This window comes from Pirellulales bacterium, from assembly GCA_035533075.1.
Classification (GTDB): domain Bacteria; phylum Planctomycetota; class Planctomycetia; order Pirellulales; family JAICIG01; genus DASSFG01.
On the sequence record DATLUO010000165.1, the window covers coordinates 1 to 10,906 of the forward strand.

Genomic DNA, 10,906 nt, shown 5'->3' on the forward strand with positions numbered 1-10,906 from the left:
CGAGATACTCGCGGCAGTTGGCCGTCTCGGTCGGCAGCGGATTGCGGTTGCCCGGTGGGCGGCACTTGAGGGTGTTGAGAATGTAAACGTCCTGTCGTCGCAGCGTGCAGGCTTCGATGATTTTGTTGAGCAATTGTCCGGACCGGCCGACGAACGGCTCGCCCTGGGCGTCTTCGTCGGCGCCCGGCGCTTCGCCCATGAAGCACAGCCGGGCACTGGCGTCGCCGACGCCGAACACCGTTTGCTTGCGCGTGGTGGCCAGTTCGCCGCAGCGCTCGCAGCCGCGCACTTGCCCGCAAATCAGATTGAGCGCCATCTCGCGTTCGGCGTGCGGCAGCTTGGGTGCCCCTCGGCGCATGGATGATTCGCTTTCGTCCGACCGCCTGCGGCGGGCACTCGTGCAACGGCTGGAAAGTCTTCAACGGGCAGGCGTCAATGAACTGCCGCGGCCGGCGAGTGCGGCGGTGCCGTCGAACGAGGCCGGGCCGATGCGCGAGACGCCAAAGCGGCACGCCGTTGCCGACGCCCAGCCAAGGGCCGCCGCACCTCAACCCGTCGCAACCCGCGCCTGCACCGGCGGCGGTGGCGACGCTGGACAAGCCGGCGCAACCGGCGAAAAGCGGTGCGCTGTTTGCCTCGCCCGCCTGGGACATATTGGTCTTGGCCTTCCTGGGCGTGGAGTGCCCGCTGAGCAAACTCTATGCGCCGCGGCTGGCCGAACTCGCCGGCGAATTCGCGAACGTCGGTGTGCGAATCGTCGGCATCGATTCCAATCAACAAGACTCGTTGGCCGAAATCGACGCCTTTACGCGCCTGCATCGGCTTCCGTTCCCTGTCCTTAAAGACATGGGCAACCGCTTGGCCGATCGACTGGCGGTCAAGCGGATCACGGAAGTGGTTGTGCTCGACCGGGAGCGGCGGGTGCGCTATCGCGGGCGGGCCGACGATCAGTATCAGATCGGCGTTCAACGCCAGAAGCCCACGCGCCGCGATCTGGCCGAGGCGGTCGAAGAAATGCTGCGCGGCGAGCGGGTCAGCGTGCCGGAAACCGAACCGGTCGGCTGCTTCATCGGCCGGCGGCGAACGCCCGCCAAGGACGGCAAACTCAGCTACGCCCGGCACGTCGCTCCGATCTTGGAGCGGCGATGCCGGACCTGTCATCGACGCGGTCAGGCGGCGCCGTTTGCGTTGACGACCTATCAGGACGCCGTCGACTGGGCCGAAACGATCGGCGAGGTCATCGAGGACCGCAGAATGCCGCCCTGGCACGCCGACCCGAAGTACGGCCGTTTTGCCAACGATCCTAGCCTGACCGATGATGAGCGGCGAACGCTCCTCAATTGGATCGACGATGGGCTGCCGTTAGGCGGTCCGAGCGAGTTGACTTCAGCCGACGACCTCCGCGACGGCTGGATGATCGGGCGACCGGATGTGACGCTCGCCATGCCGGAGGTTTTTCGAGTGCCGGCGGAAGGCGTCGTTGAATATCAACAGTTCTCCATCGATCCGGGCTTCGGTTCGGACCGCTGGATCGTGGCGGCCGAAATTCGGCCGCGCAATCGCGCGGTGGTGCATCACGCGACGCTGTTTCTGACGCCGACCGCGGGGGGTGCGCAGGTCGAACAAGGTTCGCTCGGCTCGTTCTGCGTCGCGGCAATGGCGCCCGGTAGCGGTCCCCTTACTTTGCCCGGCGGGATGGCCAAGCGCGTCCCCGCGGGCTGGTGCTTTTCGCTGCTCGTACACTACGTGTCGGTGGGCTCGCCCCAGACCGATCGGACCAGCATTGGGCTGAAGTTCGCCGCTCCGCACACGGTCCACAACGAAGTGGCCACGCGATTGCTGGTGGACGAACACCTTGCCATTCCTCCGGGGGCTGCCGACCACCGCGTCGAGCATTCCGTACGGCTCAACGACGAAGTGCTGTTACTGGCAATATTTCCTCACATGCACTCCGCGGCAAGTCGTTTCGTTATCAGGCACGATATCCGGACGGTTCGCAAGAAACTCTGCTGTACGTGCCGCGTTATGACTTCGATTGGCAGCACCGCTACGCGTTGCTCGAACCGAAGCGGCTGCCTTCGGGCACCGTGCTCAGTTGCCAGGCCGTGTACGACAATTCGCGTGCGAATCCGCGCAATCCCGATCCCAGCGTCATGGTTACGACCGGGCCGCAGAGCAGCGACGAAATGTTCAACGGTTATTTCGACGTGGCATTGGCCGATGAGGGTCTGCAAAGCGTTTCTCACCGCTGGTCTGCGCTACTGCGTTACGGGACTCATCCGGCGATGGCGTTGTTGAAATACCCGATACGAAAACCTGCTTCGATTTCAGGTTGAATACGCCAACCGAGATACCGACCGCGTGGTGTCGCTGCCCGGCCAGTTGGTCGCCCGCGAGCACATCGGCGGCATGTATATGGAAGGAGAGGTGCGGCTCCGGAAGGAGTCGAAGCTGAGCTATCTGGTGCGATACGACTTGCTGGACCACCGCAGTATCGTGCCGCCGCCGGGCAGCACCCTCACGACCGGCCGGTTCGACGTCAAACGGACAACTGTCGGCGTCAACTACCAGTTGACCGGCAATAGCCTGTTGATGCTCAACTACGAACGCTGGGTTCTCCCCGGCCCGCTACCCGATTTGAACGTCTACGGCGTGCGCTGGGCAGCCACGTTTTGACGACCAAGCCTGACAATCTCTTCATCTTGCGGCGCAATTGTTGCACGATTCGGGCGGTCGTCCTAACATAGATATTGGAAAGGCGGTTTATCGCTTGAAACAGGAGCCCGCCATGCTCAGTCTTGCCAGTTCGTCGCGTCATCAACGTGAGACCAGCGCCCTCATCGAGCAGCAGATTCAGCGCTGGTTGATGCTGCAACAGGCCGTGGAACAACGTTCGCCGCCGTGCGATTCGGTCGCCTGCGGACACTACATCGCCATCTCGCGCGAGGCCGGCACGGGCGCCGAGCAAATCGCGCGTGCCGTCGGCGACGAGTTGGGCTGGCGGACGCTCGATCGCGAGCTGCTCGGCTTGGTGGCCAAGGCCGCCGCCTGCTCGCCCTACGACGTCGAATTGATCGACGAGACGGGCGTGCGCTGGATCATGGAAATCTTCAATCACTGGATCGAGCACGCCCCGGTGAGCCACGAGAAATACTTCCTTCGTCTGTCGGCCGTGCTGCGGGCCGCCGTGCGGCAGGAAAACGTGGTGATCGTGGGCCGCGGCGCGCGGTTCTTGTTGCCGCACGACAAAGGGCTTTCCGTGCGGCTGATCGCTCCCAAGCACTTTCGCATCGAACAGGTGCGGCTGTTGCAGGGAATAAGCTTGGAGCAGGCCCGCGAATGGGTCGACCAGACCGACCGCGACCGGCGCGAGTTCGTGTTGCAGCACTTCCACCACGATGTCCACCATATCCACCTCTACGATTTGGTGCTCAACGTCGAGAAGCTCGGCGCCGACGGCGCCGCGCGGCAGATTGCCGCGGCCGCCCGCGACGTGTTTCCGCGTTGAACGGTCACTTCTGACGCGCGCCATGCAAACAATGGCGGTGGCTGGGGCAGAAGCTGGCCGAGATCGATCCGGCCATTGCCAAAACGCGCCGTTCGGCCGGCGATGTCCCGGTGGCGGCGCGACCGGGGCATCGCCGCGGCGGAGCGGTTAGGTCAGGAACCGGCCGAGCGCGCGGCTCTGCCCCAGCCACCGCCGTTGGTTTCGCCTTCTGCAGCGTGGCGTATAGAATACTTGCATGGCTGCTGTACCCGAACGCGAGACGATCTTTTCCGCCGGCCGGCTGGCGGGCATCGATTATGGCACAGTGCGCGTGGGCGTGGCCTTGACCGATGCGCGGCGGACGTTGGCCAGCCCCTACGAGATTTACCGCCGCCGCGACCGCGCCGCCGACGCACGCTATTTTCAGTCGCTCGTGGCTCAAGAACGGATCGTGGGCTTCGTCGTGGGCCTGCCGGTACACCTGAACGGGCGTGAAAGCGAGAAGTCGCGCGAAGCCCGGCAGTTCGGCGAGTGGCTGGCCGAAACAACCGGCCTGCCGGTGGCCTACTTCGACGAGCGATTCACGACGGCCGAGGCCGACCAGTTTCTCGGCGCGGCGGAACTGACCAAGAAGCAGCGGGCGGCCCGACGCGATATGCTGGCCGCGCAGATTATGCTGGCGGCGTTTCTCGAATCGACCTCGCCGGGCGAACCGGCGCCCCTTGACGACTGAGTGCGACGCCGATGGCAACAAGATTGATTATCGGCTGCGGTTACCTGGGCGGCCGCGTGGTCCGGCGCTGGCTCGCGGCGGGCGATGCGGTGTATGCCGTGACGCGCCGGGCCGACCGCGCCCTGGCCTGGCAACAGGAAGGACTCAAGCCGGTCGTGGCCGATGTCACCGACCGCCCAACGCTCGATTTGCCAACAGCCGACACCGTGCTCTATGCCGTCGCCCACGATCCAAGGTCGGGCAAGAGCCACACCGAGACACACGTGGTCGGATTGACGAACGTGCTCGACGCGCTGCCCCCCACGTTTCGGCGGCTGATCTATATCAGCACGACCGGCGTTTACGGCGACGGTCAGGGCCAGTGGGTCGATGAAGAAACTCCCTGCCATCCCCAGCGGCCGGCGGGCGTGGCATGCCTGGCGGCCGAACGAATGCTTGAAGCTCACGGCCACGGCCGGCGGGCGGTCATTCTGCGTCTGGCGGGCCTCTATGGTCCCGATCGAATCCCCCGCATCGACGCGCTGTTGGCCGGCGAGGCGCTCGACGCTCCGCAACACGGCTTCTTGAATCTGGTCCACGTCGACGACGCCGTCGAAGCCGTGCTTGCCGCCGACGAGATCGAGACGAGCTTACCGCGACGCTATCTGATTGCCGATGGCGCTCCGGTGGAGCGGGACGAATACTACGCCGAGTTGGCGGGGTTGGTCGGCGCACCGGCTCCGCGGTTTCGGCTGCCCCAGCGCGAGACGCCGGCCTACGCCCGTGCGACCGCCGACAAGCGCGTCTCGAACGCCCGCATGTTGGCCGAGCTCCAGCTGACGCTTCGTTATCCGAGCTACCGTGAGGGGTTGAGGGCGATCGTGGCCGGGCGACAGGCATTGGGCGAGTAACGGGCTGACCACCGCCCGAGGTTATATGCGGCTAGTCGTGAATTGGAACCAGGTGGGGGGTGATCTCCAGCGCGCTGGAGATCGCGGCCAACGGCAGATCGCCAAACGGTTGAAGGGTTTTCCCGCGGTCCGCCGGACTTGGGGACATGATCCAAACGATCGAGTCGTTTACGGATTTCAATCCGTCGTCCGGAGTCGAAACGACGCCTTACGCCTCCGGCGCCTTTACCGATCCCACGATGAGCGCGCAAGCGCACGCCGCGCCGGTAGCAGCGCCGGCGGTACCCGAACCGTCGAGCCTCACGCTGTTCGGCGTGGCGGCTGGGATGTTCGCTGGTTACCGCGGCTGGCGGCGAAGAAAACAGGCATCCATCGCCTGACCGTCTCGGCGAATTCGTTAAGCTCGCGCTCGGCCGGAGCTTCAGGCGCGCGCGGTGGGACGGCGCTCGCAAGCTCGCTTGTCCCACGCTACGGATGGTGGATGGTCGTCAGCAGAAAACTAAAACGGCAGCAGCACCCCCAGCGAGGCGATGTGGATCTGGGCGCGGAGCGTGCTGTTGTTGAAATCGCCGCCGGCCAGGAGGCTTGTGCCCACGTACCGCGTGGGACCGAAGGAGTATTGATCAGCGGCGTTCACCCTGCGATTTAGGGCAGGCCGATCGGCGACGTGAAATCGGCGGGCTTCACGGCCAACAGCGAGCAGGGCACGTGCGTCACCAGCCGCTCGGCCGTGTTGCCGATGAACACGCCCGGAATGCCGCTGCGGGCCATCGTGCCCATCACCAGCAGGTCGACGTGGTGGACCCGAATGAAATCGAGAACGGCGGTGTCGGCGATGCTCAGCCCTTCGACGATGTGCAGCTCCGCCTTGACCGACGGATTCGGCCCGGCAACGCGGGCCAACTGCTCGTCCAGCCGCTGCCGCCCGTCGGCCTTCACCTTGTCGTGATAAATCTGCGCGCTCGTGTCGAGCAGGCCGGTGCTCCAGAGGCGGTCGAGCGGATAATCGACGGCGTGCAGCAAGTTGACCTTGGCCCCGGTCAGCGCTCCCAGCGCCAGCCCTAATCGCAAGGCGTTCTCGGCCACCTCGCTCAAATCGCTGGCCACCAGAATGCTGGTCGGCAGCGGATGCGGTTCGGGCCGCGTGATCCACACCGGGCAGGGGCAATTGTGCAGCAGCTTCATGGCCGTGCTGCCAAACAGAAACCGCTCGACGGCGCCCACGTTGCGCGTGCCGACGATCACCACGTCGTACTGCCCACGCTCGACCTCGCGCGTGAGTTCCACCCACCCCTCGCCGCTGACGAGCCGGGAGTCGGCGGTCAGACCTCGCGCTTTGGCCTCGTGGACCAGATGGTCGAGGGCACGGCCGCCCGACTTTCGAAGCTGGCCGGTGACGCGCGAGGCATCGCCTCCCAGCGAAACGATGGTCGCTTCGGGCAGGTCGACGGCGGCAAAAAACGTGACGCTGGCCGCCGATGTTTCGGCCAGCCAGAGGCCATGCTTGATGGCTTCTGCGACGGGCGGCGAAAAGTTGCTCGAACCCACGCCGTCGGCCTGCAAAAGATCGACGCCCACCAGGACTTTCTGAAACGGTGCCATGAGGTTGTTTCCCGACGAATTCGTTGACATCGCGCGCCCAGACCGAACCGGCCGGCGTCGAACAGGCCGATTGCGGGCCTGCCGCAACTCCGGCACGCTCCAGCTTACACTAGGGACATGCTTCGATGTAGCGGGGACATGATGTGCGAAACGGCGCGCCGAGCACGCTTAGCACAGCTTTCGGCACGCAATCGTATCGCTCCCCGCCGCAATGCCTTTGTTGCTTTCGCGGTTTTTCTCGGCGTTTTCGGCGTCGGATGTGGTTCGGCTCCGCTTCGGCGCACCACGTGCTTTAGTAACCGGTGGGTCGTTCATCGACGACGTTCTTACCGACTTGATTAGAAAGAAGCGCGACTACGCCCGTTTTGAATGAAAAGTCTTATTGGCAGCTTGCCGACCGCGGCCTTGCCGCGTGCGACAGGCAGGAAACCGCACGGAGTTACGAACCATGAACACCTACAAAGACAGCGAAATTCATTGCGACCATTGCCAATGGACGAGCGAGCGTGCGCTCTGGCACGACGACGTCCGCGTATGGGAGCAAGAGATCGACGAGATGGGCGCGAAGCTGCGCCGAGTCGAGGCGGTGCTGATCCAGCACCGGCACGACTTGCAAGTCCACGCCGCCGCGCTGCGGCTGTACGACGACCGGGACGCTCGCCGGGAGCACGCCTTGGCCCAATACGAGAAAGAAGGCAACGACGAAAAAGGGATGGTGCTGGAGCACGCGCATGAGTCGGAGGTCTCTCAACAGGCCCGGCAGCGCGAACGCCACCACGAGTTGAAGGCAGCTCAGCGGCGGCTGATGGCGAATCTGTTGGCCATGGCCAAGATCGCCGATCACTTGCAAGACTGGGATTGGTGATGTCCGTCACGCTCGGCTCTTGACGGTCAGCCAAACCGGGCCATCGGGCCATAAGCCCAAAGACGCAATCGGCTTGACGACTTGACCGGGCCGAAGGGTGACGTCGAATTCTTGAAGCACTCGGGCGACGACGAGTTGCATCTCCAGCAAGGCAAATTCATTTCCGATGCACTGGTGCGGCCCCCCGAGAAAGGGAAAGTAAGCTTCCTTCGGACGACCGGCCATGCGCTCAGCGGTGAAACGGTCGGGGTCGAAGACGTCCGGCGCGTCCCAGAAAGCGGGATGCCGGTGAGTGACGTACGGGCACAAAACCACCGTCGAACGCGCCGGGATACGGAAACCGCCGATCTCGTCATTCGCGACAACGCGGCGCGGGACGACCCAGATCGGCGGGTATAATCGCAGTGACTCTTGGATGACGGCACGCGTGATGTGCAACCGCGGTGCATCCGCCGCGCTGGGCAGCCGATCGCCGATCACCGCCTTGATCTCCTGGCAGACACGCTCGCGTATCGGCGCATGAGAGGCAAGCAAATACCAGGTCCAGGTGAGCGCGGTGGCCGTCGTCTCGTAGCCTGCGAGCAAGAAGTTCAGAACCTCGCTGCGGAGCTGGTCGGCGGTCATTCTTTCGCCCGTTTCTTCGTCGCGGGCCTGAACGAGCATCGAAAGCAGATCGCCGCGGTCCGCCTCGTCGCCCAGCCGCTCTCGGACAATCGCCGTCACGATCTGTTTGAGCGTCGACACCGCCTTTTTGAATCGGCGGTTCGTCGACGTCGGCACCCAGCTCGGTGAACCGAAGGGATGATGGAGTCGATATTCGAAATACTGGCCCAGCACGGCGAACGCCTGGCCTACTTCGTCGGCCTCATGGCTTACATCCCGATCGAAGAGTGTCCGGCTCGTGATGCCAAGAGTCAGGCGCGACATCTCGCGTCGCGCCTCGATCACCTTTTCTTCTTCTTCCGCCGCCATGTCACGCCATCGCGATACCAGCCCGGACGCCGCGTCGACCATCACGCCGGTGTACTCGGCCAGCCTTTGCCGGTGAAAGGCGGGTTGTGCCATCCGCCGCTGTCGAAGCCAGAAAGCCCCTTCCGACACGGTCAGGCTGTCGCCAAATATTCGCCGCATCAACCGGTACTGCCAGCCGCGCAAATAGTTCTTAGGATGCTCGTGCAACACGCGTCGGACGTGCTCCGGATGGAAGAGGAAATGGACCACCACCGGCCCAATGCGGAAACGAAATACGTCGCCGAACCGCTCCCGTGCCTGCATTTGAAAGCTCAGCGGGTCGCACAGGAAGGCGCCCAAGGGGCCATAGGGCAGCGGAATGGCATGAGTGATTCCTGGGGCCACAGCCATGTCAGTGTGCCGCTGGTCGGCCGCCGTGAAACTCGCCGTGACCGGCGTCGTCCCAGCTTTGACCGTTGACCAGCACGTCGGCCACGAGCTCGCTCGACAATGCGCGGCGCACCGCGGCCAGCACCTGGCGATGTTCCATGGGCTTGTTGTAAATCAAGCTCAGGCAAATCGGCTGGGGAGTTTCCGTGTCGACATGCTCGAGCACGGCGGTGCCCCCGCCCGCGGCCGCTTGCGACTCGAGGTGCTCCGGCGTCGATGCCAGCGGCCGAGGAGGCCCTCCCTTGAGAAGGTCTTCGAGGCCGTCGGTGTCGTACCACCGCACCGAACCTTGCTGCTTGACGTGCAGCCGCAGCCAACGGCGGAGCGAACGCCCCAGCGCCTTGAAGTCGGCGGGCGTGAGCGCCTGGCGAGGATAGATATCGAAGTTGACGGTCACAGCGGTCCTTCTATCGGGTCCGGTTCTGGTCTGTGGCGGAACGGGCAGAGGCGCCGCCCTCACCCAACATCGTCTCGCAAGCACTCTGGCACTTGCGGCACTCCTTGGCGCATTGGCTCATGTGTTGATCGTCGGTAAACCGCTCGCAGGCTGCGGCACAGCGGGCGCAGGCGTCGGCGCACGCCTTGCATATCAGGCCGCTGAACGGACCACCCCGCGAGACGATCTGGTCGGCGGCGGCGCAAATCTCAGCACAGTCGAGGCAAGTCTGCAACGTCTCCCGATGGGCCTTGTTTCCCTCGCTGACGAGATCGAGGCAGTGGGCCGCGCACGAATCGCACGCTTGCTGGCACGCGCCACACTCGGCGGCGCATTGCGAGGTCGGCTGCGCGTGATGCTCGTGCGCGGCCTTGCTTGCGGTGGCCGCTCGGATTCCGTTTGGCCGAGACGATTCATTACGGCCCTGGGCAAGGGCCTGAAGACTGAAGGCGACCGCGACGGCAAGGGTGGTTGCGGCGACGAACGCAGAGGCACGGGCAGTAGCTCGCATGACAGAATCTCCTTTTTGGGGTACGACACACACGCACAAAAGCCCCACCTAGCAATTCTTGGGCCACTGCACCCAGATTAGGGCCGTAACGCGGTGACCGTGGCCATCTGCCGGTGTGCCGACGTCGCAGGACGGGTCGGGGCAAACCGCGCCGGTGCCAAAGAAACCAGTCCACTGGCTGAACCTCTCCGATCGGCAGTGCCTCCATATCCACCAGAAAGTGGGGTAAACCGGCCGCGACCATTCATGCTAATCTCCGCCGCTGCCGATATTCGCGGTTGCACGCCGGGCGCTCCGCCTCAAGCAAATCCCCGGCATTTGGTCGTCAGGGAAGATGGGTCGAATAGACAAAGATCGCTGGTTCGACGGTTTGTGGCTGACAGCATGTCTGGCGGCATCGAGCGTCTGGTGCATCTCCGCCGGTCGGCAGCTTAGCGCGACATTCGACGAGCCGCTCTATCTCGAACGCGGCCTGGAAGTCTGGCGAACCGGCAGCCACGCCGGGCTGATGAAGCTCGGCACCATGCCGCTGGCCATCGATGGGTGTACGCTGCCACTCTATCTATATGAGCGCTGGTCGGCGACGCCGATCGACCCGGTGCGCGACCTCAACCGCATACTGCCCTGGTCCCGCTCGGCGGCACTGGTTTTCTGGTGGCTGCTGCTGGTTTATGGTTGGCTGGCCGGCCGGTCGTTGGCCGGACCCTGGGGCGGACGTCTGGCCGTCGCCTGGCTGGCCTGCGAGCCGAACCTGCTGGCCCACGCCGCGCTGGCCACGACCGACATCGCCGTCAGCGCCTGCCTGCTGGCCCTGGTCTATCACTTTCGCGCCGGGCGCGAACGATCGTGGTGGCCGCGCGTCGGCCTGCCGGGCTTGTGGTTCGGCGCGGCGCTGCTGGCCAAGGCGTCGGGCATGGTCTTTGGCCCGCTCTGCCTGATCGCCGTCGAAGCCCACCGGATGTGGAACACCCGGCCCTGGCC

14 protein-coding genes are annotated in these 10,906 nt (G+C 64.5%); 8 read left to right on the plus strand and 6 right to left on the minus strand.

What is annotated here, in order from left to right; translation table 11 throughout:
- Window positions 1-358, minus strand: a 358-nt coding sequence (locus VNH11_20500; protein HVA48758.1) for a uracil-DNA glycosylase, incomplete at its 3' end; no start/stop codon positions are given.
- Between the two features lie 158 nt (window positions 359-516).
- Here VNH11_20500 and VNH11_20505 point away from each other — a divergent pair.
- The 6 genes from VNH11_20505 to VNH11_20530 all read left to right on the plus strand — a co-directional run bounded on the left by VNH11_20505 (window position 517) and on the right by VNH11_20530 (window position 5,490).
- Window positions 517-2,298 (plus strand): redoxin domain-containing protein, encoded by a 1,782-nt coding sequence (locus VNH11_20505; protein HVA48759.1) that lies wholly within the window; start codon window positions 517-519, stop codon window positions 2,296-2,298.
- A gap of 63 nt (window positions 2,299-2,361) precedes the next feature.
- The gene (locus VNH11_20510; GenBank protein HVA48760.1) at window positions 2,362-2,676 is read left to right on the plus strand and encodes a hypothetical protein; all 315 of its coding nucleotides are present in this window, start codon (window positions 2,362-2,364) and stop codon (window positions 2,674-2,676) included.
- 112 nt (window positions 2,677-2,788) lie between these two features.
- Window positions 2,789-3,508 carry a cytidylate kinase-like family protein gene (locus VNH11_20515; protein ID HVA48761.1) on the plus strand — a complete coding sequence of 240 codons (720 nt, stop codon included), beginning with the start codon at window positions 2,789-2,791 and terminating at the stop codon, window positions 3,506-3,508.
- Between the two features lie 235 nt (window positions 3,509-3,743).
- Window positions 3,744-4,220 carry a Holliday junction resolvase RuvX gene (ruvX, locus tag VNH11_20520; GenBank protein ID HVA48762.1) on the plus strand — a complete coding sequence of 159 codons (477 nt, stop codon included), beginning with the start codon at window positions 3,744-3,746 and terminating at the stop codon, window positions 4,218-4,220.
- Window positions 4,221-4,231: 11 nt separating this feature from the next.
- The gene (locus VNH11_20525) at window positions 4,232-5,110 is read left to right on the plus strand and encodes an SDR family oxidoreductase (GenBank protein HVA48763.1); all 879 of its coding nucleotides are present in this window, start codon (window positions 4,232-4,234) and stop codon (window positions 5,108-5,110) included.
- A 146-nt stretch (window positions 5,111-5,256) separates the two neighbouring features.
- Entirely contained in the window at window positions 5,257-5,490 is a 234-nt protein-coding gene (locus VNH11_20530; GenBank protein ID HVA48764.1) for a PEP-CTERM sorting domain-containing protein, read from the plus strand.
- Between the two features lie 119 nt (window positions 5,491-5,609).
- Here the strand turns inward: VNH11_20530 and VNH11_20535 are convergent, their stop codons facing one another.
- Together VNH11_20535 and VNH11_20540 are read right to left on the minus strand one after the other, a co-directional pair.
- A complete protein-coding gene (locus VNH11_20535) occupies window positions 5,610-5,747 on the minus strand; it encodes a hypothetical protein (protein ID HVA48765.1) in 138 nt (45 codons plus the stop codon).
- An 8-nt stretch (window positions 5,748-5,755) separates the two neighbouring features.
- Window positions 5,756-6,712: a universal stress protein gene (locus VNH11_20540; protein ID HVA48766.1), complete on the minus strand. Its 957-nt coding sequence runs from the start codon at window positions 6,710-6,712 to the stop codon at window positions 5,756-5,758.
- Between the two features lie 448 nt (window positions 6,713-7,160).
- Between VNH11_20540 and VNH11_20545 the strand changes: the two genes are divergently transcribed.
- On the plus strand, window positions 7,161-7,577 hold the full coding sequence (locus VNH11_20545; GenBank protein HVA48767.1) for a hypothetical protein: 417 nt from the start codon (window positions 7,161-7,163) through the stop codon (window positions 7,575-7,577).
- A 6-nt stretch (window positions 7,578-7,583) separates the two neighbouring features.
- Here VNH11_20545 and VNH11_20550 read toward each other — a convergent pair whose 3' ends face one another.
- The 3 genes from VNH11_20550 to VNH11_20560 are packed head-to-tail and all read right to left on the minus strand — an operon-like array spanning window position 7,584 to window position 9,925.
- Window positions 7,584-8,939 carry a cytochrome P450 gene (locus VNH11_20550; protein HVA48768.1) on the minus strand — a complete coding sequence of 452 codons (1,356 nt, stop codon included), beginning with the start codon at window positions 8,937-8,939 and terminating at the stop codon, window positions 7,584-7,586.
- A gap of 1 nt (window position 8,940) precedes the next feature.
- Complete coding sequence (locus tag VNH11_20555) at window positions 8,941-9,375, minus strand: hypothetical protein (protein HVA48769.1); 435 nt, start codon at window positions 9,373-9,375, stop codon at window positions 8,941-8,943.
- A gap of 10 nt (window positions 9,376-9,385) precedes the next feature.
- Complete coding sequence (locus VNH11_20560; GenBank protein HVA48770.1) at window positions 9,386-9,925, minus strand: hypothetical protein; 540 nt, start codon at window positions 9,923-9,925, stop codon at window positions 9,386-9,388.
- Window positions 9,926-10,259: 334 nt separating this feature from the next.
- Here VNH11_20560 and VNH11_20565 point away from each other — a divergent pair.
- The coding region (locus VNH11_20565; protein ID HVA48771.1) for a glycosyltransferase family 39 protein at window positions 10,260-10,906 on the plus strand (647 nt) is incomplete at its 3' end.